23 protein-coding genes and 1 tRNA gene are annotated in these 23,970 nt (G+C 71.6%); 8 read left to right on the top strand and 16 right to left on the bottom strand.

Translation table 11 applies throughout. The features are described from left to right. Position 1: 1 nt before the first annotated feature. From OEB99_RS00715 to OEB99_RS00705, 3 genes are read right to left on the bottom strand one after another with little or no spacing between them, the layout of a single operon-like run. Positions 2–1,237, bottom strand: a complete 1,236-nt coding sequence (locus OEB99_RS00715; protein WP_263507682.1) for a Stp1/IreP family PP2C-type Ser/Thr phosphatase — start codon at positions 1,235–1,237, stop codon at positions 2–4. A 4-nt stretch (positions 1,238–1,241) separates the two neighbouring features. After that, entirely contained in the window at positions 1,242–1,757 is a 516-nt protein-coding gene (locus tag OEB99_RS00710) for an FHA domain-containing protein FhaB/FipA (RefSeq protein WP_263507681.1), read from the bottom strand. Positions 1,758–1,765: 8 nt separating this feature from the next. Further along, positions 1,766–2,470: an FHA domain-containing protein gene (locus OEB99_RS00705; RefSeq protein WP_263507680.1), complete on the bottom strand. Its 705-nt coding sequence runs from the start codon at positions 2,468–2,470 to the stop codon at positions 1,766–1,768. A gap of 187 nt (positions 2,471–2,657) precedes the next feature. Here OEB99_RS00705 and OEB99_RS00700 point away from each other — a divergent pair. Then, positions 2,658–2,740: transfer RNA gene (locus OEB99_RS00700), tRNA-Leu, on the top strand. Positions 2,741–2,825: 85 nt separating this feature from the next. Here OEB99_RS00700 and OEB99_RS00695 read toward each other — a convergent pair. The 3 genes from OEB99_RS00695 to OEB99_RS00685 form a co-directional block, all read right to left on the bottom strand. Beyond that, positions 2,826–4,331 carry a methyl-accepting chemotaxis protein gene (locus tag OEB99_RS00695; RefSeq protein WP_263507679.1) on the bottom strand — a complete coding sequence of 502 codons (1,506 nt, stop codon included), beginning with the start codon at positions 4,329–4,331 and terminating at the stop codon, positions 2,826–2,828. Positions 4,332–4,443: 112 nt separating this feature from the next. Further along, on the bottom strand, positions 4,444–5,049 hold the full coding sequence (locus OEB99_RS00690) for an HD domain-containing protein (RefSeq protein WP_263507678.1): 606 nt from the start codon (positions 5,047–5,049) through the stop codon (positions 4,444–4,446). 7 nt (positions 5,050–5,056) lie between these two features. Continuing rightward, on the bottom strand, positions 5,057–5,953 hold the full coding sequence (locus OEB99_RS00685; RefSeq protein ID WP_263507677.1) for a GNAT family N-acetyltransferase: 897 nt from the start codon (positions 5,951–5,953) through the stop codon (positions 5,057–5,059). A 133-nt stretch (positions 5,954–6,086) separates the two neighbouring features. Between OEB99_RS00685 and OEB99_RS00680 the strand changes: the two genes are divergently transcribed. Beyond that, positions 6,087–6,728, top strand: a complete 642-nt coding sequence (locus OEB99_RS00680) for a hypothetical protein (protein WP_263507675.1) — start codon at positions 6,087–6,089, stop codon at positions 6,726–6,728. A 79-nt stretch (positions 6,729–6,807) separates the two neighbouring features. Here OEB99_RS00680 and OEB99_RS00675 read toward each other — a convergent pair whose 3' ends face one another. Then, positions 6,808–7,812: a magnesium and cobalt transport protein CorA gene (locus OEB99_RS00675; RefSeq protein ID WP_263507674.1), complete on the bottom strand. Its 1,005-nt coding sequence runs from the start codon at positions 7,810–7,812 to the stop codon at positions 6,808–6,810. 76 nt (positions 7,813–7,888) lie between these two features. Next, on the bottom strand, positions 7,889–9,178 hold the full coding sequence (locus tag OEB99_RS00670; RefSeq protein WP_263507673.1) for an MFS transporter: 1,290 nt from the start codon (positions 9,176–9,178) through the stop codon (positions 7,889–7,891). Positions 9,179–9,300: 122 nt separating this feature from the next. Here OEB99_RS00670 and OEB99_RS00665 point away from each other — a divergent pair, with 122 nt between their 5' ends. Next, positions 9,301–9,807 (top strand): GNAT family N-acetyltransferase, encoded by a 507-nt coding sequence (locus OEB99_RS00665; protein ID WP_263507672.1) that lies wholly within the window; start codon positions 9,301–9,303, stop codon positions 9,805–9,807. Between the two features lie 345 nt (positions 9,808–10,152). On the opposite strand, the gene OEB99_RS00660 is transcribed toward OEB99_RS00665, so the two are convergent. Together OEB99_RS00660 and OEB99_RS00655 are read right to left on the bottom strand one after the other, a co-directional pair. Beyond that, entirely contained in the window at positions 10,153–10,614 is a 462-nt protein-coding gene (locus OEB99_RS00660; protein WP_263507671.1) for a methylglyoxal synthase, read from the bottom strand. A gap of 71 nt (positions 10,615–10,685) precedes the next feature. After that, positions 10,686–11,720, bottom strand: a complete 1,035-nt coding sequence (locus tag OEB99_RS00655) for a LacI family DNA-binding transcriptional regulator (RefSeq protein ID WP_263507670.1) — start codon at positions 11,718–11,720, stop codon at positions 10,686–10,688. Positions 11,721–11,872: 152 nt separating this feature from the next. Here OEB99_RS00655 and OEB99_RS00650 point away from each other — a divergent pair, with 152 nt between their 5' ends. From OEB99_RS00650 to OEB99_RS00635, 4 genes are all read left to right on the top strand, one after another. Beyond that, the gene (locus OEB99_RS00650) at positions 11,873–13,120 is read left to right on the top strand and encodes a sugar ABC transporter substrate-binding protein (protein WP_263507668.1); all 1,248 of its coding nucleotides are present in this window, start codon (positions 11,873–11,875) and stop codon (positions 13,118–13,120) included. A gap of 108 nt (positions 13,121–13,228) precedes the next feature. Then, positions 13,229–14,824: an ABC transporter permease subunit gene (locus tag OEB99_RS00645; RefSeq protein ID WP_411910639.1), complete on the top strand. Its 1,596-nt coding sequence runs from the start codon at positions 13,229–13,231 to the stop codon at positions 14,822–14,824. Between the two features lies 1 nt (position 14,825). After that, a complete protein-coding gene (locus OEB99_RS00640; protein WP_263507667.1) occupies positions 14,826–15,728 on the top strand; it encodes a sugar ABC transporter permease in 903 nt (300 codons plus the stop codon). 69 nt (positions 15,729–15,797) lie between these two features. Further along, positions 15,798–17,114 (top strand): alpha-amylase family glycosyl hydrolase, encoded by a 1,317-nt coding sequence (locus OEB99_RS00635; RefSeq protein WP_263507665.1) that lies wholly within the window; start codon positions 15,798–15,800, stop codon positions 17,112–17,114. Between the two features lie 94 nt (positions 17,115–17,208). On the opposite strand, the gene OEB99_RS00630 is transcribed toward OEB99_RS00635, so the two are convergent. The 6 genes from OEB99_RS00630 to flgN all read right to left on the bottom strand — a co-directional run bounded on the left by OEB99_RS00630 (position 17,209) and on the right by flgN (position 22,565). Continuing rightward, positions 17,209–18,423: an EAL and HDOD domain-containing protein gene (locus tag OEB99_RS00630; RefSeq protein ID WP_263507663.1), complete on the bottom strand. Its 1,215-nt coding sequence runs from the start codon at positions 18,421–18,423 to the stop codon at positions 17,209–17,211. A gap of 10 nt (positions 18,424–18,433) precedes the next feature. Beyond that, positions 18,434–19,222 carry an HDOD domain-containing protein gene (locus OEB99_RS00625; protein ID WP_263507662.1) on the bottom strand — a complete coding sequence of 263 codons (789 nt, stop codon included), beginning with the start codon at positions 19,220–19,222 and terminating at the stop codon, positions 18,434–18,436. An 88-nt stretch (positions 19,223–19,310) separates the two neighbouring features. Next, entirely contained in the window at positions 19,311–19,751 is a 441-nt protein-coding gene (locus OEB99_RS00620) for a flagellar assembly protein FliW (protein ID WP_263507660.1), read from the bottom strand. Then, on the bottom strand, positions 19,748–20,644 hold the full coding sequence (gene flgL / locus OEB99_RS00615) for a flagellar hook-associated protein FlgL (RefSeq protein ID WP_263507659.1): 897 nt from the start codon (positions 20,642–20,644) through the stop codon (positions 19,748–19,750). Before flgL ends, OEB99_RS00620 begins: the two co-directional genes overlap by 4 nt. A 3-nt stretch (positions 20,645–20,647) precedes the next feature. Then, positions 20,648–22,075, bottom strand: coding sequence for a flagellar hook-associated protein FlgK (gene flgK / locus OEB99_RS00610; RefSeq protein ID WP_263507658.1), 1,428 nt, complete (start codon positions 22,073–22,075; stop codon positions 20,648–20,650). Between the two features lie 7 nt (positions 22,076–22,082). Beyond that, positions 22,083–22,565, bottom strand: a complete 483-nt coding sequence (gene flgN / locus OEB99_RS00605; RefSeq protein ID WP_263507657.1) for a flagellar protein FlgN — start codon at positions 22,563–22,565, stop codon at positions 22,083–22,085. Between the two features lie 353 nt (positions 22,566–22,918). Between flgN and OEB99_RS00600 the strand changes: the two genes are divergently transcribed. Then, positions 22,919–23,797: a sigma-70 family RNA polymerase sigma factor gene (locus OEB99_RS00600; RefSeq protein WP_263507656.1), complete on the top strand. Its 879-nt coding sequence runs from the start codon at positions 22,919–22,921 to the stop codon at positions 23,795–23,797. Positions 23,798–23,970: the final 173 nt, after the last annotated feature.

Below are 23,970 nucleotides of genomic sequence, written 5' to 3'. Positions count from 1 at the left end.
CTCATGACTCGGCCCCGGTCAGCCCGGCCTCTGCCTCACGGTCCTCGACCCAGGACTGCGCGTCGTCGAGGTTGGTGAACGGCACGGTCTGGTCGAGGCGCTCGCGGACGAACTGCGGCAGCTCGTCGACGGCGAGGTCGCTGGTCTCCACGACGTGCGACAGGGACCACGGTCCGACGGTCTGGTCGATGCCCTGGAAGATCGCGACGTACCCGTCCGCGGTGCCGACGTAGTACTGCTGCTGCGTCCACTGCCAGCCTGCCCAGCCCGCCACGGCGACGCCGGCGACCACCAGGAGCGCGACGAGCGACCAGACCAGACGGCGCAGCCTGCGCGACGGCGCAGGCTCGTCCTCGTCGAGCGGCTCGACCGGGGTGCCGACCGAGGCGGCGTGCTGGGCGGCCCTCGCAGCTGCGCCGGTACCGCCGAGCGTCGGGCGGTGCCGGTCGGAGGCGGCCGAGCCGACCACCTGTGAGCCGGTCGGCGGCGCCGCTCCGTCCGGCAGGTCGTCGACGTCGAGCACGTCGCCGACCACGACGGTCACGTTGTCCGGCGCGCCGCCGCGCAGCGCGAGCTGCACGAGCTGGTCCGCGCAGCGGTCGACGTCCCGCTCGACGAGCAGCGTCTCGGTCATCGTGTCGCGGCTGACCACGCCGGACAGCCCGTCGGAGCACAGCAGCCAGCGATCGCCGGGGCGGGCCTCCCGGACCGAGACGTCCGGGAGGATCTCCATGTCGAAGTCGCCGAGCACGCGCAGCAGCACGGACCGCTGCGGGTGACGCTCGGCCTCCTCCTGGGTGATCTTCCCCGTGTTCACCAGGTGCTGCACGAACGAGTGGTCGCTGGTCACCTGGGTGAGCTCGCCGTCGCGCAGCAGGTACGCGCGGGAGTCGCCGATGTGCGCCATCGCGAGCTTGTTGCCGGCCCGCAGCAGCGCGGTGACCGTGGTGCCGAGCCCGGACAGCTCGGGGTTCTCCCGCGCGCGGGCGAGCAGCTCGGCGTGCGCGTCGCCGAAGGCGCGGTTGAGCTCGTCGAGCGCATCGTCCGGGCCGTGGGCCTCGTCGTCGAGCGGGGCCAGGTGGGCGACGGCGACCGACGACGCGATGTCCCCGCCGGCGTGACCGCCCATCCCGTCCGCGACCACCAGCAGGCGCGGCCCGGCGTAGGCGGAGTCCTGGTTGTTCGAGCGCACGAGTCCCACGTCGGAGCGCGCGGCATAGCGCAAGGCGATCGTCACGGCGTCACCGCTGCAGCTCGAGCGTCGACTGCCCCACGCGCAGCTGCGTGCCCGGACCCACCGGGGTGGGCTCGGTCACCCGGTCCCGGCCGATGAAGGTGCCGTTCGTCGAACCGAGGTCCTCGAGGTACCACTGGCCGGCCTCGGAGTACAGACGCGCGTGGCGCTGCGAGGAGTAGTCGTCGTCGAGGACCAGCGTGCACGACGGTGCCCGTCCGATCAGGATCGCCGCCGAGCCGAGCGGCACGGTGGTGCCACGCAGCGGCCCGCTGGTCACCACGAGGCGTCGCGGGACGGCCGGCTGGCCGGGGACCGGCACGGGGACGGGGACGGGTGTCGCCGGGGTGTCGGTGGCGCGCCGGCCGTACTGCGGTTCCTCCTTGGTGGTGCTGCGCAGCCGGCGCTGCACCACGCGGGTGCCGTAGATGTCGGCCCGCAGCACGCCGATCGCGGCGAAGACGAACGCCCAGAGCAGCACCAGGTAGCCCAGGCGCAGCAGGGTGATCGTCAGCTCGCTCATGCGAGGCCTCAGTCGTCCTCGTCCTCGGAGCCGCTCCAGAACAGGATCTGGGTGCGCCCGATCGTGAGCGTGTTCCCGTCGACGAGGGTCGCCGCCGGGACCTGGTGACCCTCGACGTACAGGCCGTTGGTGGAGCCGAGGTCCGAGGCGATCACGCCGTCCGTCGTCACCCGGATCTCGAGGTGCCGCCGGGAGACGCCGGGGTCGTCGACGATGATGTCGGCGTCGCTGCCGCGGCCGATCACGGTGACCGGCCCGGTGAGCAGGTAGCGCTGGCCGTCGATGTCGACCATCGGGTGCCGTGCGCTCGCGGCGACCGAGGTCGCGGGCGCGACTGCGCCGCGGACGGTCGCGCTGCGCACCTGGAACCGGCCGACCTCGAGCTCGTCGTTCTCCAGGAACGTGACGGTCACCGGACCGACGAACGCGTATCGCTGCTGGGTCGCGTGCTCGGTGACGTTCGCGGCGAGCTCGTCGGCGAGGGCGTCGGAACCCCAGGCGTCGACCTTGGCGAGGTCGGGGGTGGACAGCTCGACGGTGAACTCGTTGGGCACCACCGTGCGGTCCCGGCCGACCACGGCAGCCCGGTCGTCCACCTCCCGGCGCAGGGCGCTGGCGATCTCCACGGGCTTGAGGTCGCCGCGCGACACCTTGGCGAACGCGGAGTTCACCGCGCGCTCGACGCCCTTCTCGAACTTGTCGAGGATGCCCATGTCACCTCCCTCCGCGAGGTCGGGTCCCGCCACGTCCTGCCGCCGCGGGGGTACGGCGAGCTGGCGGGTCACCGCCACTGACGACGACGATCGTATCCGCCGTGCGGGGGTATGCCCGTCCCTCGGGCGGGTGCGCCGTCGGGCGCGTCGAAGGGGGCGTCCGTTGCGTGCTAGCCTTCTGGCTCGCGCGCGAGTGGCGAAATGGCAGACGCGCTGGCTTCAGGTGCCAGTGCCCGCAAGGGCGTGGGGGTTCAAGTCCCCCCTCGCGCACAGATCCCTGGGAGCTCCGGGGCGAACCCGAGCCGGGAACCGAGAGGTTCCCGGCTCGTCGTCGTTCGGGGGTCGGATCGCGCGATCAGCACCGCGCGGTGGTGGTCCCGGCGGTCGCTCGGCGCCACTCGATCATCGTCCGGGTGAGCACCCGGGACGACTCGGCGAACGTCCCGCCGGGCTCGACGGTGGTCCGTGCCCGGTCGATCTCGCCCTTCGTGATCATCGTCAGCACCCCGGCTGCCTCCCGGTGGAACTGTGCGTGCAGGCTCGCGGCCCGCTGGTGCGTGGCGCTGTCGGCCTCGGTCGGGCGCACGTCGCGCAGCCACCGGCCGAAGGCGCACGCGTCGGACTTGGCGACCGTGGCGACGTCCATGTCATGGCTCCGACGCGCGACCGCCTCGGCGAGCTTGTGCTTCCAGGCACCGTGTGCACCGATCGCCTTGGTGATCTGGCCGTGCACGGTCTCCGTGGCGGCAGCGGCGTCCGCGGACAGCGTGAAAGCGGCGGTGGACTGCGCGAGGGCGCCGGACATCTTGCTGAGCTCGTCGCTCAGGCCGAAGGCCTGCGAGACGCCCTCGCTGGCGGCCGTGGCACCGGACGCGATGGCGGTGACGCTCTCGGCGATGTTGTCCGCGCCCTGCGCGGCCTCGCTGATGTTCCGGGACATCTCGCTGGTCGCCGCGGTCTGCTCCTCGATGGCCGAGGCGATCGTCGCCTGGGTCGCGTTGATCTCCTCGATCATGGCGGAGATCTCGGCGATGGCCGCCGTGGCGGCGCCGGAGTCCGCCTGGAGGGCCTCGATCCGCCGGCCGATGTCGTCGGTCGCGGCCGCGGTCTCCCGGGCCAGGTCCTTGACCTCGCCGGCGACCACGGCGAACCCCTTGCCGGCCTCGCCGGCCCGGGCGGCCTCGATCGTCGCGTTCAGCGCGAGCAGGTTCGTCTGCTCCGCGATCGAGGTGATGACCTTGACCACGTCGCCGATCTCGACCGACGACGAGCCGAGGCGCTCGACGGTCGAGCTCGTCGTCCGGACGGTCCCGACCGCGGTCGACGCGAACCGCGCTGCGGTCCCGGTGCTCTGCGCGATCTCCCGGATCGAGGCTCCCATCTGCTCGGTGGCAGCCGCGACCGTCCGCAGGTTCCCCGAGACCTGCTCGGCGGCGGCAGCGACCACGCCGGAGTGCTCGGCGGTCCGCATCGCTCCCTCCCGGATCTCTCCCGTGCAGACCGTGAGCTCCTCGGCCGCGGCGCCGATGCCGCCCGCCTCGACGGTCGTCTCGGCGATCCGGTGCCCGAGCACGTCGGCCATCGCGTCGTACCGCCGGACCAGGTCCCCGAGCTCGTCACGGCGCGTGCTCGATCCCCGCTGGGAGAGGTCGCCTGCCGCGCCCGCGTCGAGCAGCCGGCCGAGCTCACGCGTCGGAGCGGCCACCTGACGCACGAGCGTCCATGCCGAGAGCGCTGCGACCACTGCGCCGATCCCGGCGATCACCGCGACGACACGCTCGGCCGCCACGATCGCCGCACAGATCAAGAACGTCGCGCAGCACATGTGGCTCACCACGAGCCGAACCCGCAACCCCGACATACCCGAGCACCCCCCACCGAGACCGGGCGCTTGTGCGCCGCGATCATGATCGGCTCCGGAGCTCCAGCGGTGAGGGGATTGTCAGACGGATCTTGATCGGACCGGTCGGGGCTCACACCTGCTCGTCGCCGGAGAGCTCGGTCTCGATCCAGGCCAGCACCTGGGCGCCGCGCTGCGCCCGCAGCCGTCCGAGACGCCGGGCAGGGGGCAGGGTCAGGCGTCCGGGGATGGTGTCCAGCCGGTGCCGGCACCGCCGGACGATCCCGGCCAGGTCGTCGGCCGGGCCCCACGCGAACTCGCGGGCCACGCCGACCGCGCCGATGAGATCGAGCATGTCGGCCTCGCGGAGCAGCAGGGCCTCGGGCGTGGCGACCGGGTCGGGATCGCGGTAGTCGTGCCGCGCGATCGCCTCGAGGAGTACCGCCGACCGCGACGGGTGGAGGGCCCAGCCGTCGAGCAGCTCCGCACCGACGACCTCGACGGACCGGCGCGGGTGGTCCGGCCCGGCGGCTCCGAACGCCCGGAACGCGCCCCAGTCGTGGGTCCAGATCGCGAGCGTGAGGACCTCGTGGTCGTGGTCGACGCCGACCCCGATGCGGTCGACCAGCCGGGTCAGGCGGTGTGCGTGCTCGACCGCCCAGCCCTCGCCGAGCGCACGCATGCGAGCCTCGAGGGCGACGATCCGGGGATCGCGCGCGTCGTCCCGCTGTGCAGCCATCGTCGCCTCACTCGTCCGCGAGGGTCGTCTCGGTGCTCCACCAGGTCCCACCGAGCGCGGGGGTGAAGCCGAGACGACGGTAGAACTCCTGACCTGAGCCGACGTACGCGTGCCGGGCGCCGAGGTCGCGGCACCGGCGCGCCGCCTCGAGGACCGCGGCCCGTCCGCAGCCCCGGCGGCGCCAGGCCGGGTCGGTGCAGACCGGCTCGATCAGGGCGTAGTCGGCCCCGGGCCGGAGCCACGCGCCGCAGAACGCGGTGTACGCCCCGTCCACCGTGCGGGTGATCACCTGGAGGTCCGGCCGCTGACCGGGCGACGACGTGGAGGCCTGCCGCCAGGCCAGCTCGGACGGCGCCCAGTCCGGCTCGCCGGGGTGGTCGAAGCCGCGGTGCAGCAGGCGGTGGAACGCCCGCAGGTCCCAGTCCTCCGCGAGACTCTGCACGCCGAGCCCGTCCGGCAGCGAGTACTCGAGGTCCGCGTCGAGCTCCAGGACGGCGTTCGGTTCGCCACCCGCGGTGCGCACGAGGCCTCGGGACGCGACGATCTCGGCCAGCCCGGGGTCGTCGTCCGGGACCATCACGCGGACCCGTCCGTCGACCGCGAGGCTCCGCACGGCGTGGTCGACCATCGCAGGCAGCAGGTCGCGGTGACCGGGGTCGACCACCAGCCAGGCGTCGCCCGGGCCTTCCTCGAAGGTGACGAGACCGACCACCAGGCCGTCGCGCTGCCAGATGCCGATCCGGTCCAGTGCCGAGGTGTCGAGGAACGGCAGCGTGAACGCCCACTCCCAGCGCGCCCAGAGGAACCCGGGGGTTCGCACCCGGTCGGCGTTGATGCGGACGAGGAACTCCCGCACCAGGAAGAAGTCGTCGGTGTAGCCCGGCTCGGCAGTGAACGCCCGCACGAGGGCAGGTGTAGCGGGTGCGCGAGCGAGGGTTCAAGAGGATTGCGCGGGCACGTGCGACGGGGGGCCCAACGACTCATGCCGTCGGGCGGGGCCGGGCGGGACGATCCGTGCGACGAGACCGGGAGGGACGATGAGTCGTGCACGAGGGTTGCCGGCGGCCACCGTGGCCGGTGGTGTGCTGCTCGCGGTGGCGAACCACCTGGGGCGCACGTACGGGTCGACGCCGGCGGAGCGGGCTGCCGCCCTGCCCGGGGACGAGATCGTGCCCCGGCCCAGCGCGGTGACGGATCACGCGATCACGATCGCGGCGGAGCCGGGCGAGATCTGGCCGTGGCTGGTCCAGATGGGTTGGGGCCGCGCCGGCTGGTACACCGCGCGCTGGGTCGACCGGCTGCTGTTCCCCGCGAACGGGCCGAGCGCCGACCGGATCGTCCCCGAGCTCCAGGACATCTCGCTCGGCACCTTCATCCCGGACGGTCCGCCGCACACCGAGTGCGGCCTGATCGTCGAAGGCCTGGAGCCCGAGCGTGCCCTCGTGCTCCACTCCACGACGCACCTGCCGCTGAGCTGGCGCGAGCACGCCTCCGCGGACTGGTCGTGGGTGTTCGTGCTGACCCCGCTCCCGGCCGGCGGCACCAGGTTCCACTTCCGGTCACGCTGGGTGACCTCACCGTGGTGGTTGACGGCTGCGGCGGCCCTCGCGCTCGTGCCGGCCGACTTCCTCATGTCGCGCGACATGCTGCGCGGGGTGAAGCAGCGCGCCGAGTCCTAGGACGCCTCCCACGGCGACGCGCACGCCGCGACGACGCCGCCGGAGCTGGTCGGACGGTTCCGGGCCTGAGCGGGAGTCGTCACATCCAGCCGTTGCGACGGAACGCGCCGTACAGGGTCAGGCACGCTCCGGCCATGATCGCGAGCACCGTCGCGAAGCCCCACGGGTGCTGCGCGTTCGGCCAGATGTTGAGGTTCATGCCGTAGATGCCGGCGATCAGGGTCGGCAGCAGCGCCATCGCGGCCCACGCCGAGATCTTCCGCATGTCTGCGTTCTGCTGCAGGGCGATCCGGTTCTGCACCATCGAGACGCGCGCCGTGTTGGCCTCGAGCACGTCGGTCAGCTGGCGGTCGATCACCTCGATCGACTCCGAGGCGCGGATCACGTGGTCGTGGACGTCACGGAAGTACTCGCCCGTCGCCGGGGACACGTGCGGCACGCGACCGGCGGCGAGCAGCTCGAGCGGCCGGGCGAGCCCGGTCACCGCGCGGCGGAACCAGGCGACCTCCTCCTTGAGGCGGTAGATCCGCTGCGAGTGGTCGTCCTCGTCCGGGCCGAACACCTCGTCCTCGATCTGGTCGACGTCGATGTCCAGCTCGGCGACGACGTCCTCGTAGTCGTCCACCGCGAGGTCCGACGCGCGGTAGAGCACCGCCGAGGGACCGAACCCGAGCAGGTCGGGTGCGCTCCCGTCGAGCTCGGCACGGACCCGGCTCAACACGTCGCTGGGCCCGTGCTGCACGGTGACCACGAAGTGCGGCCCGAGGAACAGCGCGATCTCCGCGATCTCGACCGCCTCTGCCGGGTCGACGTAGCACACCGGGCGGAGCACCGCGAAGACGAGGTCGCCGTACACGTCGAGCTTGGGCCGCTGGTGCGCGGTGACGGCGTCCTCGACGGCGAGGTCCGGGAGGTCGAGCTCGCGCGCGACGGCGTTGACCGCGTCCCCGTCCGGGTTCTCCAGGTCGATCCAGGCGAACCCGTCCTGCTCGCGCGCCTGACGTACCGCGTCGGCCGGACCGAGCTGTGTGGGACGCCGCGCGCCGTCGACGTACACCTCGGCGCGAACGGGAGGGTCGGCCATGTCCTGAGCCTAGGGCCCGCAGGTCGGAGCGCATCGGGAGCACGAACCCCGGGGACCGCCGCCTCGCGCCCGGCCGTCAGGATCGGGCGGCGTCCGTGCCGTCCGGGTCGGTGTGCGGATCGGTGTCCGGCTCGCTGTCCGACTCGTCGTCGTGCGCGATGTGCCGCAGCTCGCGCCAGATGAGCACCACGAAGACCGCGGACCCGGCGAACGCGAACCAGAACGGCGCGGTCACGCCCCACCGTTGCGCGAGGGCTCCGCCGACCAGTGACCCGACCACGAGCCCGCCGGTGACACCGACCATGTACACGGACCCGACCCGCCCCTGCAGCCGGGTGGGCACGGCCCGCTGCCGCACCGTGGTCGACGTGGTGCCCCACACGAACGCGTGCGCGCCGAACACGAAGAAGATCGGCATCGCGACCCAGGGGCTCCGGGTCAGCGCGAGGCCGAGGTGCGTCAGGGTCTCGATGATCAGGCCGATCCGCATGATGTCGCCGAGCGCGAGGTGCCGGGTCAGCCAGCCGTAGGACGCGGTCCCGAGCAGGCCGCCCAGCGCGCTCACCGTGGTGATCAGGCCGAACCCGACCTCGCCCAGCCCGAGGTGCTCGGTCGCGTAGAGCACGAGCACCGACCACGCGGCGCCGAAGGTGATGTTGAACGTGAAGATCGTCAGGACGAGGGTGCGCACCGCGGCGTGCCGCACGGTCCAGCGGAAGCCCTCGGCGATCTCCCGGCCGATGTGCCGCTGCGTGGCCGGGTCGCGACCGTGGGGCGGCAGCACGACCTTCGCGACCAGACCCACCGCAAGCGCGGTGAGCGCCGCCTGGGTGCCGAACGGGAGCGCCCAGCCGACGGCGAACAGCGCCGCGCCCAGCGGCGGACCGGCGAGCTGGTTGAGCGTGAGCAGGCCGGTCTGGATCCGCTGGTTGCCCACGGCGAGGTCGCGCCGGGCGACGAGCATGGGGAGCAGCGTCGCCGAGGCGTTGTCGGCGAAGACCTCCGCGGTGCCCAGCACGAACAGGACGCCGAGGACGAGGGCGATGCTGACGTGGCCGGAGAGGATCGTCGCGGCGAGCGCCACGAGCGCGAGCACCCGGGCACCGTCCACGACGACCACGAGCAGGCGCCGGTCCACCCGGTCGGTGATCGCCCCCGCGAAGAGGCCGAACAGCATCGGCGGCAACCACTGCAGGGTCGCCGCCAGCGCGACCAGGAACGCCGAGTCGGTCAGCGAGGCGACCAGCAGCGGACCGGCCGCGAGCGCGATGCCGTCGCCGAGGTTGGACACCCACGAGGAGGCGACCAGCCACCGGAACGACCGTCCCAGCCGAGCCGGCCAGAGAAGGTCGAGGAGACGGCTCACCGCGCGATGCTAGCCCGGCCCGGCGGGCCGTCCCGCCCCTGGTCACCCTCCTCGGGGCGGGCCCGGTCCGCAGCCTGGTCCACGGCGCCGCGCCCCGGGTGCCGGGCACTATCGTCACCGCGATGAGCGACCTGCCGACCGCCCTCGCCGACGGCGCCGAGCTGCGGCTCGCCGAGCCGGGCGACGTACCCGGGATCCTCGCGTGCATCCACGCGCTCGCCCGCTACGAGCGGGAGCCGGACGCGGTGCGGACCACCGAGGCCGACCTCGTCGAGGCCCTGTTCGGACCCGACCCGCGGGTCCACGCGCACGTCGTGGTCAAGCGTGGGCAGGTGGTGGCGATCGCCGTGTGGTTCGTCAACTACTCGACCTGGACCGGGCGGCACGGCCTGTACCTCGAGGACCTCGTGGTGCTCGAGGAGGAGCGCGGCAGCGGCTACGGTCGCGCGCTGCTGACCGAGCTCGCCCGGGTGTGCGTGGCGCGCGGCTACGCCCGGTTCGAGTGGGCGGTGCTCGACTGGAACTCGCCGGCCATCGCGTTCTACCGCTCGGTGGGAGCGGTCGGCATGGACGAGTGGACGACGCAGCGACTCGCGGGTGACGCGCTGCGGGCGCTGGCCGACGGCTGACCTGACGGCTGGACCCTCGGCCGACCTACCGACCCGACCGGACCCCGGCCGGACGGCTCACCAGGGCAACGAGCCCCGGGTCGCCTGCAGCACCGCGGTCGACCAGTCCGCCCGGAGGGGAGCCTGGCGCCTGCGCTGCGCTGCCGTGGTCGCGTTTCGGGTCGGACGACGGTGGGAACGGCGAGCGATGTGGCGACGCGCACTCATGCTGGTGCTCTCCTTCGGGCGCCGGGGTGGTGGCGCGGTCAGCCGGTCTCCACGGGGTGTGCGGTGGCCGGTACACCCCAAGCGTCTCGCGATGTGGACGGCCCGGACAAGAGGATTACGACCCGTCCGGGGCGAGATTCACCCGTTGGCAGCGACCGTCGGCTGGGTGCCGTCCCAACCCCTAGGACCGAGGTCCGGCACGCGACGCTGGTAGTCGGAGAGCAGCGGCGAGGAGATCAGGAAGTCGGCGGTCGCGAGGTTGGTCGCGGTCGGTACGTTCCACACCGTCGACAGGCGCAGCAGGGCCTTGACGTCCGGGTCGTGCGGCTGGGCCTCGAGCGGGTCCCAGAAGAAGATCAGCAGGTCGATGACCCCTTCGGCGATCTTCGCGCCGATCTGCTGGTCGCCACCGATCGGCCCGGACAGGAAGCGGTGCACAGGCAGGCCGAGCTCGTAGGTGAGCATCGTGCCGGTGGTGCCCGTCGCGTACAGGTGGTGGGCGGACAACGTGGTGCGGTTGTGCTCGGCCCAGCGCAGCAGCTCGACCTTCATGTTGTCGTGCGCGACGAGGGCCACGTGGCGGGTCGTGGTCGTAGTCATGGGATGAATTGTCGCAGCCGGATGCGTCAGATGGACGGCGACGCTGTGAACGTCAGGTGTCGATCCCGCGCTCAGACCTCGGCGCGCAGCTGGGACACCGCGGCCCGCAGCGACGCCGCCGGCGCCGTCGAGCGCCGCACCACGAGCTCGGGTGCGAAGAGCTGCTCGCGCCGGGGCGACGGGGTCTTGGCGATCTCCTCGAGCAGGAACCGCACCGCGGCCGCGGACATGCCGGCCACGTCCTGACGAACCGTGGTCAGCGGCGGGTCGGCGAACTGCGCGAGCATCCCGTCGTCCGAGCCGATGACCGACACGTCCTCGGGGACGCGCAGCCCGCGCTGGCGTGCGGCGCGGATGGCGCCGAGCGCCATCACGTCCGAGCCGCACAGGATCCCGGTCACGCCCTCGTCGAGCAGCGCGTGCGCCGCGGCGGTGCCGCCCTCGACGCTGTACTGGGTGTGCTCGCTGACGCCGACGATCTCCTTGTGCGCGGCGATCGTCTGCTCGAAGGCTGCGATCCGCCGGCTCGCGGGCGTATAGCGGGACGGGCCGACCGCGAGTCCGATCCTGGTGTGGCCGAGCTGGCGCAGGTGGCCCAGGCCGAGCTGCACGGCCATCCGGTCGTCCTGGGACAGGCTCGGTGCGTCGACCTTCGGCTGGTGCCCGTTGATCAGGACGATCGCGACCCCGTTCGCGGTCAGCCGCTCGTAGCGGGCGATGTCGGCCTCGGAGATCGCGTGGATGCCGGAGACGAAGATGATCCCGGCGGTGCCCTGCTCGAGCAGCATCGCGACGTACTCGTCCTCGTGCAGGCCACCCGGGGTCTGGGTGCACAGCACCGGCGTGTACCCGTGCTTCGCGAGCGCGGTCTCGATGGTCTGGGCGAACAGCGGGAAGACCGGGTTGGTCAGCTCCGGGACCACGAGGCCGACCAGGCCCGTGGTCTTGCGGCGCAACCGGGCCGGGCGCTCGTAGCCGAGCTGGTCGATCGCGGTGAGGACCCTGTCACGGGTCGCCTCGGCGACCGCCTTGTCGTTGAGCACGCGCGACACAGTCGCCTCGCTGACGCCTGCGCGGGCAGCGATGTCCACAAGCCGAAGCCTCACGGCAGTGGATCGTAGTGGCCGAATCGTGACAATGAAAGTTCTTGCAGGATCTGCAAGTCTCTTGCTACTTTCGTGGCACTGCCGCTGCCGCCAGTTGCTCCTCGTCGTGTGAGCGCGGGACGGCGCGAACCACCGATGATGGAGGAATACACATGCGCAGGATCCCTCGCGGTCTCGCCGTCGCCGCCGGCGTCGGCCTGCTGCTGACCGCATGCTCGGGGGGCACCTCCGAGGAGCCGTCCGCGAGTGACACCACGACCACCGACGAGTCCTCGTCGCCGGCCCTCGAAGGCACCCTGACGATCTGGGCCGACGAGACCCGTGTCGACGACGTCAAGACGATCGCCGAGGCCTACACCGAGCAGAGCGGCGTCCAGGTCGACGTGATCCAGAAGGCGTCGACCGACATCGGCAACGACTTCATCACCTCTGTGCCGACCGGCGAGGGCCCGGACATCATCGTGTCCGCGCACGACGGCCTCGGTGGCTGGGTGACCAACGGCGTGGTCGGCACCGTCGACCTCGGCGACAAGGCCGGGGAGTTCTCCGACGCCGCCGTCAAGGCCATGACGTACGACGGCCAGGTCTACGGCGTGCCCTACGCGATCGAGAACATCGCCCTGATCCGCAACAACGCGATCATCCAGGACACGCCCGACACCTGGGACGCGATGGTGACCGCCGCGCAGGCGACCGGAGCGAAGTACCCGATCGTCATCCAGCAGGACCCGACCAACGGTGACCCGTACCACCTGTACCCGCTGCAGACCTCGTTCGGTGCCCCGGTCTTCGCGACCGAGAACGGCTCCTACACCAACGAGCTCGCGATGGGCGGCCCCGAGGGCACCGCGTTCGCCGAGTTCCTCGCCGCGCAGGGCGCGGCCGGCATCCTCGACACCAACATCTCGGCCGACGTCGCCAAGGAGGCCTTCCTCAACGGTGAGGCCGCGTACATCATCACCGGTCCGTGGTACGTGTCGGACTTCACCGCCGCGAACATGGACATCTCGGTGCTGCCGATCCCGAGCGCGGGTGGCCAGCCGGCCCAGCCGTTCGTGGGCGTCCAGGGGTTCTTCCCCAGCATCAACACCGAGAACCCGCTGCTGGTGAACGACTTCCTGGTGAACTTCATCGCCACGCCCGAGGTCCAGACCCAGTTCTACGAGCTGCAGGGCCGCGTCCCGGCGATGACCGCCGCCGCCGAGGGTCTCAGCGACCCGATCCTGCTCGGCTTCAACGAGGCCGGTGCCTCCGGTGCGCCGATGCCGGCGATCCCCGAGATGTCCGCCGTGTGGGAGTGGTGGGGCGCTGCTGAGGCCGACATCATCAGCGGCAAGGCTCCGGCGGACGAGCGCTGGGCCACGATGATCACCAACATCCAGTCCGCGATCGGCGGCTGACCACACACCCGTCCGGGGTGCGGCTACCGTAGGTGAGGTAGCCGCACCCCCTTCGGGGCGTCGCTAGCCGTCCCGACGTGCTCAACGTTGATCGCTAGGGAGTGGACAGTGACTCGTACCGACGTCGACACCCCGACCCCGAGCCCCGCACCGCGCGAACGGCGTCGGTTCGGCTCGTCCGGGCTCGGACTGGGATTCGTGATCAAGCTCGTCCTGGTCGCGCTGGTGGATGCGTTGGGCGTCTACGGTCTGCTCGCGGCGTACGCCGTCGGGCACTGGGGCATCATCACGACCCTCGCGATCGGCCTCGTGGTCGTGAACTGGGTCTACTTCTCCCGCAAGGCGATCCCCGCCAAGTACCTCGTGCCGGGCCTCGCGTTCCTGCTGGTCTACCAGTTGTTCGTGATGCTCTACACGGGGTACGTCTCGTTCACGAACTACGGCGACGGCCACAACTCCACCAAGTCGGACGCGATCAGCGCGATCCTGCTGCAGAACGACCGACGCGTCGAAGGGTCGCCCACGCTGCCGATGGCCGTCGTGCAGAAGGGCGACGAGCTCGGCTTCGCGGTCATCGAGGAGGACGGCCAGGTCTGGGTCGGTACGGCCGACCAGCCGCTCGAGGCGGCCCCGGATGCTGTCGTCCAGGACGGCCGCATCACCGAGGTCCCCGGCTGGGACGTGCTGAGCTACGCCCAGGTCATCGAGCGTCAGGCCGATGTCCTCGAGCTTCGGGTACCGGTCAGTGACGACCCGAACCAGGGCGCCGTCCGGACCCAGAACGGCACGAGCGCCTTCGCGTCGCGCAGCATCTACACGTACGACGCCGACGCCGACACGATGACCAACACCGACACCGGCGCCGTGTACCGGCCCAACGACCAGGGCGTCTTCGTGAGCGACGACGGGGCCCAGCTGACCCCGGGCTGGCGGGTCGCCGTCGGCTTCGACAACTACGTCGCGATGGTCACCGGGAGCGACCTGTCGGCGTACTTCTTCCAGGTGCTCGCCTGGACGTTCGCGTTCGCGATCCTGTCCGTGGGGACCACGTTCGCGCTCGGGCTGTTCCTCGCCGTGGTGTTCAACGACGAGCGGATCAAGGGGCGCCGCGCCTATCGGTCCCTGCTGATCCTGCCCTACGCCTTCCCCGGGTTCCTCGCCGCGCTCGTCTGGCGCGGCATGCTGAACCAGAAGTTCGGCTTCATCAACGAGGCCCTGCTGGGTGGCGCGAACATCCCGTGGCTGTCCGACCCGTGGCTGGCCAAGCTCTCGGTGATCGGCGTGAACCTCTGGCTCGGGTTCCCGTACATGTTCCTGGTGGCCACCGGCGCCCTGCAGGGCCTGCCCGGCGACGTCATGGAGTCCGCCCGGATGGACGGCGCCAGCCCGGCACGGATCTTCCGCTCGATCACCCTTCCGCTGGTGCTGGTCGCCACGGCACCGCTGCTGATCGCGAGCTTCGCGTTCAACTTCAACAACTTCGCGCTGATCTACATGCTCACCGGCGGCGGGCCGAACTTCCCCGACGCCACCGTGCCGATCGGCGCCACCGACATCCTGATCACGATGGTCTACGCGACCGCCTTCGAGGGCGGCGCCCGCGACTACGGCCTGGCGTCGGCCATGGCGATCGTGATCTTCATCTTCGTCGGCGTCATCTCATGGGCCGGCTTCCGCCGCACCCGCTCGCTCGAGGAGATCTGACATGGCATCCGATGTCGCGACCGTCCGCGGGCAGCAGACCACGCTCGAGCACAAGCCCCCGCGCAGCCGCTGGTGGCGAGAGGTCGGGTGGCGGCACGTCATCGGCGTCGTCGCGATCGCGTACTGCCTCCTGCCGCTGCTCTACATCCTGTCCGCGTCGCTGAACCCCGGCGGCAGCCTGACCGGGTCGAACCAGCTGTTCAAGACCATCGACTTCACGAACTACTCCGACCTCGGCTCGACGGACTTCTCGACCTGGGCGGTCAACTCGCTGATCGTCGCGAGCGTCACCGCGGTGGGGACCGTGCTGATGTGCGCGTCCGCCGCGTACGCCTTCTCGCGCTTCCGGTTCACCGGGCGCCGGGCGACCCTCACCGGCCTGCTGCTGGTCCAGATGTTCCCGCAGACGCTCGCGTTCGTCGCGATCTTCCTGCTGCTGCTGAGCATCGGGGACGTGTTCCCGGTGCTCGGGCTGAACAGCCGGCTCGCCCTGATCGCGGTGTACCTCGGTGCCGCGCTCGGGACGAACGCGTTCCTCATGTACGGGTTCTTCAACACGATCCCGCGCGAGCTCGACGAGGCCGCCAAGATCGACGGGGCGACCCACGCCCAGATCTTCGTGACGATCATCCTGCGGCTGGTCGCGCCGATCCTCGCGGTGGTCGGCCTGCTCTCGTTCATCGCGACCTACGGCGAGTTCGTGATCGCCCGCGTCGTCCTGCAGACGCCCGAGAACTTCACGCTCGCCGTCGGCCTCTACAACTGGGCGGCCGACGAGCGGAACGCCCCGTGGGGTCTGTTCGCGGCCGGTGCCGTGATCGCGTCGGTCCCGATCATCGTGCTGTTCCAGTTCCTGCAGCGCTACATCGTCGGCGGCCTGACCTCGGGCTCGGTCAAGGGCTGAGGTGCCGGCGGTGCCGACCGGAGCCGTCGACCGGACCGACCGACCGCCCAGACCGACCGAAGGACCGGCATGACCGTCGCACCACGTCGTCACGACGTGCACCTCACCCACCCGGTGTGGAGCCGGGACGCCGTGATCTACCAGATCAACACGCGCCAGTTCACCGTCGAGGGCACGTTCGAGGCGGCCGCCCGCGAGCTGTCCCGGCTCGCCGACCTCGGCGTGACGATCCTGTGGCTCATGCCGATCCACGAGATCGGGGCGAAGAACCGCAAGGGTGCGCTCGGCAGCCCCTACGCGGTGCGCGACTACTACTCGGTCAACCCCGAGTTCGGCACGCTGACCGACCTGCGCGCGTTCGTCGACGCCGCCCACGCCCGGGGACTGCACGTGATCCTCGACTGGGTCGCGAACCACACGGCCTGGGACAACGAGCTCGTGGAGCACCACCCCGAGTGGTACGCGCGGGACTGGAAGGGCGACCTGATGCCCACCCCGTGGTGGGACTGGGACGACGTGGTCGACCTGGACTTCCACCGGCCCGGGGTGCGCACCTACATGCTCGACGCGATGGCCTACTGGGTGCGCGAGGCGGACGTGGACGGCTTCCGCTGCGACGTGGCGGGGTTCGTGCCGACCGACTTCTGGGAGCTGGTCCGGGCCGAGCTCGAGCGGATCAAGCCCGTGTTCATGCTGGCCGAGTGGGAGTCGCGCGAGCTGCACGACCGCGCGTTCGACATGACGTACGCGTGGACCTGGAACTCGACGATGCACGACATCGCCTCGGGCCGGGCGACGGTGGACGCGCTGCGGATCTACTACGCCTGGAACGAGAAGGCCTACCCGGACGACGCGATGCGCATGCTCTTCGTGTCCAACCACGACAAGAACGCCTGGGAGGGTACCGAGTTCGAGCAGTTCGGCGACGCCGTCGAAGCCGCCGTGGTGCTCAGCGTGGTCAGCGACGGCATGCCGCTGGTCTACAACGGTCAGGAGGCCGGCAACGAGCGGCGGCTGGACTTCTTCGACCGCGACCCCATCCAGTGGCGCACGCACCCGATGGGGGCGCTGTACCGGCGGCTGATCGCGCTCAAGCGGGCCAACCAGGCGCTGTGGAACGGGCGGTTCGGCGGCCGGATGGTCGAGGTGCGCACCGACGCCCCGCGCGACGTCCTGGCGTTCGTCCGGCGCGCGCACACCGACGCCGTGCTCGCGGCCGTGAACCTCTCGCCCGAGCCCGTGACGGTCACCCTGACGCAGGGCCCGTGCGAGGGGACGTGGCGTGACCTCGCCACCGGCACCGAGGTCGCCCTCACGCAGGGCGACACCGTCGAGCTGCCCGCCTGGGGCCACCGCGTCCTCGTCCAGGGCCCCACCGGCGCCTGACCGGCCGCCGAGTTCGCTGGGCAGGCGCGAGTTCGCTGGTCGCGGTCAGCGAACTCGGCGACCACCAGCGAACTCGCGGGGGCTGGTCGGAGGCTCAGCCCTCGACGGCCTTGGCGGTCTGGAGGGCGTCGGAGAGGCAGCGCAGGTAGGTGTCCGAGACGTCGCACGGGCGGTAGCCGGCCTGGACCACCGCGCCGAGGTCGCCGTCCTCGTGCGCGACGACCGCGGCGAGCACCGGACCCAGCTCACCGGTCTGGTCGCGCACCGCGTCGGCCACGACGGCCGAGACGCCGACCTTCTCCAGCACCACGTCCGCCGGCACGCCCAGCTCCTCGACCAGCGCCGACAGCATGCCGACGGTGTACGCGGCAGGGTCGCCGGACAGGGCCTCGCAGGACAGCGCGCGGGCGAGGATCTGCCACAGGCTGTCCATCGCGCCGGCGCGGGAGTCGATCGCGAGCGCGGCGACCAGCCCGGTGACCTCGCGCACCCCGAGCAGGATCACCGCGCGGTGCACCGTGTCGATCTGGTTGCGCAACGCGAACGCGCCCGAGTTGACCAGGTGCAGCACCCGCAACGTGAGGATCGGGTCCGTGTCGATCACCTGGGCGACCTCGCTCAGGTCGACGTCGGCCTGGTGCAGCAGGTGCAGGGCCGCGAGGCACTGCAGCTGACCGGGCCGGAGCACCTTCGGCTGTGCCTCGGCCTGCGCCTTGGCCCGATCGCTCGCCGAACCCCGCAGCCCGTCGCACCCGGCGACCAGGCAGCGGGCCTGGACGGCGACGTCGGTGACGCCCGAGGCGAGCACCTGCACGCCCGCGGCGTGCGCGGTCCGGACCACCTCGTTGAGCTCCTGCTCGAGGATCACGGGGTCGACCGTGACGTACTGCACGAGGGGCAGCAGCCGCATCTGGCTCGGCGTCGCGGAGAACCCCATGAGGTCGAGCTGGACGCCGAGGCTGCGCAGCGCCGTGGCGCGGCGCTCGGCGTCCTCGCGCCGCTCGAACCCGAAGGGGAGGTCCAGCACGAGTCGGCTGCCACCCGGAGGGGTCGGCACGAACCCGTCGAGCATGGCGCTCGTGGCCGGCAGGAAGACGTCCCGGTCGGCCACCAGGGCGGGCAGGTCGAGCGTCAGGTACTGCTCGTGCAGCACCTCGGCGCGGGCCCGTGCGTCGGCGAGGTCGGGGTCGTCGAGGGTCACGGTCACCGTGTAGCCGAGCACACGGTCGTCGACAGCAACGACCGGCTCGCGGTGCACCGTGGCGCGGGTCGTGGTCCGGGGGGGAGCCGGAACGGATGAGGTGGTCACCGGGGTCCTCTCAACTTGATCCGATGGCGTGGGCGATGGCTCTGGCGTCGGCCTCGCCACGGAGATAGGCGTCATACACGTCGACCGCGACGAAGCCGCTGCGGGCCACGCCGAGGGAGTCCTTGCGCTCGTAGGCGAGCAACGCGGCGAGCACCGCGCCGTACGGACCGGTGCCGTAGCGCACGGCGTCGCTCATCTCACGGGACACGCCGGCGACGTCGAGCACGGTCGCGGCAGGGACGCCGAGCGACTCGGCCAGGCCGGACAGCAGGCCGGTGGTGAAGCCCCGGCGGTCGTGGCTGAGCTCACCGCAGGTGAGCGCGCGGGTGAGGATCCGCTCGAGCCCGGGGACCGCGCCGTCCGTCGCGTCCGCCTGGAGGTCGGCGAACAGGGAGCGCAGGGCCGCGGTGCCGAGCATCTGCACGGCCTGCGGGACGGTGTCCACCCACTCCCGGAAGCCGGTGGTCATGTTCGCGAGGTGCAGCACGCGCAGGGCCAGCACCGGGTCGCTCTCGATCACCTCGCTCAGGCTCGGCACGCCCTTCGGGTCGCGGTCGAGCAGCACGAGGGCCGCGCGGAGCACGACGGCCGAGCAGCGCAGCACCCGGGTGCGGACGGGTGCGGTGCGTGCGCCGAGGGACTGGGTGTCCACGCCGAGCCCGCGCAGCGAGGGCATGGGTCCCGCGGGCGTCGCGTGGCGGTCAGCGGGTCCGGACTGGTTCGGCACGATCCCCGAGGTGGTCGACCCGGCCCCGGCAGCGAGGTCCCCCGAGACGGCCTGGGCCGGGCTGCTGATCATCGGGACACCTCCTTCGGGACACCTGACGATCGGCCGGGTCCTGCTGGTCGTGAGTGGGCGGACGGGTGAGGTGTGCGGGGGCCGGGTGTCAGTCCGCGACGGTGAACGGCGCGCGCAGGGGCCACCGGTCGGTGTCCAGGACCACCTGGATCGCGGCGCCGGTCGCAGGGTTCACCACGATCGGGGCGAGCAGGTTCGCGGTCGGCGGGTGCTGGTCGTCGCCCGGGTGGACCACGACGAGCAGGACCGGGTCCACGTCGCCGAGCCGGAGGTCGGTGACGGACTCGGGGTCGAGGTCCGGGAGGTAGTCCGGGAAGTACGGGTGCGGCGAGACCACGAAGAGCCGCAGGCCGTCGGCCTCGAGGCTACGCATCGAGAACAGGAAGCCGGTCTCGTCCAGCGGGTGCAGCCGGTAGTGGCGCAGGCCCATGAGCCCGAGCGGCGCCTCGACGAAGTCGATCGTCGGCGCGTCGGTCTCGGTGCGGCTCGCGGTCATGCCGGTCCTCCGGTCGGTGGTGGTGGCGGTCATCGCAGGAAGTCCATCAGCGTCGGCTGGAGCATCCGGGACGTGGCCCCGAGTGCGCCCTGGTAGGCGACTTCCTGCATCTGCAGCTCCACGATGGTCTGGGCCAGGTCGATGTCCTCGACCCCGGACAGTCGGGTGGTGAGCTCCTGCAGGGTGACGGCACTGGACTCCTGCGTGCCCTGCAGCTGCTTGTAGCGGGCGCCGACGCCGGCGAGCTCGCCGAGCATGCTGTCCATCCGGGTGTCGATCTCGTCGATCCGGGTGGTCACGTCGGCACCGGAGCGAAGGTCGGCGGCGATGGTGTCGAGGAGGGCGAAGACCGAGGTCGCACCCTCGCCGAAGACCGAGGAGCCGTCGGCGTCGGCCCGCACCGTCGTGTCGGCGGCGATGCGGCGCTCGACTGAGGAGCCCGCGGTCCCGCTCCAGGCGTACGGCGTCGCGGAGGCGGCGTCGGTGAACGCGACGTCGGCGTTCGACGTGCCGGCGAAGACCGACCGGCCCACGTACTGCGTGTTCGCCTGCGCCAAGAGGGTGTCCCGGGTCGCCTCGATCTCGACCGCGAGAGCCTCGCGGTCGGTCGTGCTGAGCGCGCCGTCGCCGGCCTGGACGGTCAGGTCGCGGGCCCGGCGCAGCGAGGTCACCGACGACTGCAGCGCGGTGTCCACCGAGGTGAGCCAGCCGATGCCGTCGGTCGCGTTGCGCTGGTACTGCTGCACGGCGCGGCTCTCGGCCCGCAGGACCATGGCCTGCGCGGTGCCCGCCGGGTCGTCCGAGGGCTTGGTGATGACCTTGCCGCCGGACATCTGGGCCTGCAGGTCGGACATCTTCTGCAGGTTGACCTGCAGCTTCGCCAGCGTCGAGCGCTGGAGCGTCTGCTGGGTGACTCGTCCGATCATGGGTTACCTCCCCACCGTGCCGGTGCGGTTGATCAGCACGTCGAGCATCTCGTCCATCACGGTGATCACCCGGGCAGCGCCCTCGTAGGCGCGCTGGTAGGCGAGCATGTTCACCGACTCCTCATCGAGATCGACGGAGGTCGCCGAGAGTTGAAGGGTCTCGGCGTTGGAGCGCGAGGCCTCCAGGACGTCGGAGCGCTGCTCCGCGGCACGGGTGCGCACACCCAGGTCGACGACGAAGTCGCGCCACACCTGGTCCGGTCCGCCGTCCGCGGTGGCGAGCTGGGCGATCCGGTCCGCCCACGACCCGTCGAGCGGACCGTTCGCGGCGCTCGCGGCGGCCACGTCCTTCGGGTCGGAGATCGCCACCGAGAGGCCGAGCGCCGCGGGGACGCCGGTGTCGACGGCGAAGAAGTCCACGCCGGTGGTCGGCGGGTCCTGCAGGGTCTGGCCCGCGGAGTGCACCGCGTTGACCGTGGTCGCCAGGCTCGTCGCGAGGTCGTTCCACATGGTCACGGCGCTGCTGAGCGTGCCGCCCGGCGCGAGGTCGCCGAGGTGGGCGGCGATCTGGCCGCCCTCGGGGACCAGCGCCGTGCCGTTCTCGGTCCAGCTGAGCCGCACCTGGTCCAGCGCCGCGGGTGGTTCGCCGAGGCCGCCGGCCATCGTGTGCGAGCCGTCCACCTGCACGGTGTGCGCACGATCGCCGGAGACCAGGGGGTTCCCCGCGATCATCACGTCCATCGTGCCGTCGGTCCGCTGCGACGCGGTCGCGCCGACCAGGCCGGAGAGCTGGGTGATCAGCGTGCTGCGCTTGTCGATCAGCTCGTTCGCGTTGTCGCCGGACACCTGCATCGCCCGGATCTGGCCGTTCAGGTCCGCCACCGACGCGGCGAGCGTGTTGACGTCGGTGACCAGGGCGTCGACCGTGGCGCGGGTCTGGCTCCACTGCGTCTCGACGTTCCGGTAGCCGTCGTGGATCTGGCTGACCAGGGCCTCGGCGTCGCCCACCACGACCATCCGGGCGGCGATGTCGTCCGGGGCGTTGGCGACGTCCTGCCAGTCCGCCCAGTAGGTCTGCAGCGCGGACGCGAACCCGGAGTCGGACGGCTCGGTGACCGTGCTCTGCAGCCGGGACAGGGCGTCGGCGCGGGTCAGCTGGTACGAGGCCGCCGAGGTCTCGGAGCGCAACCGGGTGTCGAGGAAGATGTCACCCATCCGCGTGATGTCGGTGGTGCGCACGCCGCCGCCGGCCATCAGGCCGGCCGAGTACAGGCTCGGCACGCTCGCCGGGCTGACCGCGTCCAGGTTGGCGCGCTGCCGGGTGTAGCCGACGGTGTTCGCGTTCGCGATGTTCTGCCCCGTGACGTCCAGCGCCTGGCGCTGGGCGATCAGGGACGACAGGGCAGTGCTGAGTCCGGAGAAGGTGCTCACGGCCGACTCACAGCGCCCGGTCGATCAGCTGAGCGGCGCTCGACTGCTGGCTCGGTACGCCCTTCGGGTCATAGGTGTCGACCGTCTCCTGCAGGCTGAGCAGGGTCTCCCGGGTCGCCCGGTGGGAGGCGGACAGCAGCTCGCGGTTGCCCTGGGCGAGCGAGTTGATCTGGTCGGTGAGGGACACGAACGCGGCGTGGTGCTCGGCCAGCAGGTCGTCCCACGGTGCGCGGGCGGCGTTCGCGATGGCGCGCAGGCCGCTGCCGGCCGGGACGCCGACCTCGCGGGCGGCCTCGTCGGCCTCCATGGCGCGGCCCAGCTCCGCGGTGCGGATCTGGTCCAGCACGGACTCGACCTCACGGGTCGCGTGGCCGAGCCACTGCGTGCGACCGCTCGTGAGGATCAGCTGCTCCTCCTCCAGCTTGAACAGCAGCAGCTCGAGGAGCTGGCGCTCGCGCCACAACACCCCGGAGAGCTCGTTCAGGCCCATCTGACCACCCTTCGACCAGGCCGTGCGGCACGGCTCCGCTGTCGGGCCATGCCTGTGCGACCCCACCATCGGCCGGGTTGCGGGTGTTGTGACCGTTTCGGGCGGGGAGTTTCGCGCGCGGCGGTTGCGATCGTTTCAGCCGAGGGCGTCCACGTGATGAGCCGAGGCTCCTGTGACACTCCTCACAGCGGACAAGTCGGACCTCGGGGGATCTGTCCGGATTCGAAATCGGGCATGTCGTCCCAAGCACGGACGGGTCGGCAACGGTGTCGTCGTCCCCCGTTCGGAGCAGCCGCCGCGACACGCCGGGCAGCGCTCTCAAGTGGGCTTCCGGCGACCCCGAATCAGCATCCGTGAACGCAACGGAGAACCCCACCAACGCGCTGGTCGTCGAGCACATTGCGCTCGTCGGCTACCACGTCAATGCCATGCTCGGCCGCGTCCCGGCGTACGTCTCGCGAGCGGACCTCGTGTCCGCCGGGCACCTTGCCCTCGTGCGTGCGGCCCGGGCCTACGACGAGTCCACCGGTGTACCTTTCGCGCGCTACGCCGCCCTGCGCATCAAGGGTGCGCTGATCGACGAGCTGCGCGGGATGGACTGGGCCTCACGCGGCGCCCGCCGCCGGGCCCGCCAGCTCACCGAGGTCAGCGACCAGCTCACCGCGACGCTCGGCCGGGCGCCGAGCCGCGAGGAGCTCGCCGAGGCCATGGGCATGCCGGTCGAGGAGATCGACGCCGCGAAGACCGACGCCGAGACCCGCGTGCTGAGCATGGACGGCTTCGACGGCTCGATCGCCGAGACCGTCGTGTCCACCGCGATGAGCCCCGAGGAGAGCCTGCTCGCCGACGAGAAGCTGCAGTACCTGCGGGCCGGGATCAACTCCCTGCCCGAGCGGCTGCAGTACGTCGTCACCGAGCTGTTCTTCCACGACCGCCCGGTCGCCGACCTTGCCGACGAGCTGGGCGTGACCCAGTCGCGGATCAGCCAGCTGCGCACCGAGGCGCTGGGTCTGCTCAAGGACGGGATCAACGCGAGCCTCGACCCCGAGCTCGTGCCGGCCGCCGCCCGCCCGGACGGCGTCGCCGAGCGTCGCCGCAAGGCGTACTTCGCCGAGGTCGCCGCACGCGCCGCGACGAGCTCGCAGGCCAGCACTGTCACGTTCGTGCCGACCCAGCGTGGCGCCGAGCACGAGACCTACGCCGCACCGCAGCTGCACTCCGCGGTCGGCTGACCCGCCCCCGAACCGACCTCCAGCGTTCACACCTGGACCTGATGCCCGCCCGGCCGACCGGGCGGGCGTCGGTCGTCAGGGGCGGTTCACCCGAACGCTCCACCCCGAATCCCTCACAACGCCTGGCACCGGTCCGATGGTCCGGGTGCTCGCCCATGGAGGGGCGGCAGTCA

This window comes from Actinotalea endophytica (assembly GCF_025717005.1).
GTDB lineage: Bacteria > Actinomycetota > Actinomycetes > Actinomycetales > Cellulomonadaceae > Actinotalea.
This window is presented reverse-complemented; position numbering and strand designations above follow the sequence as displayed.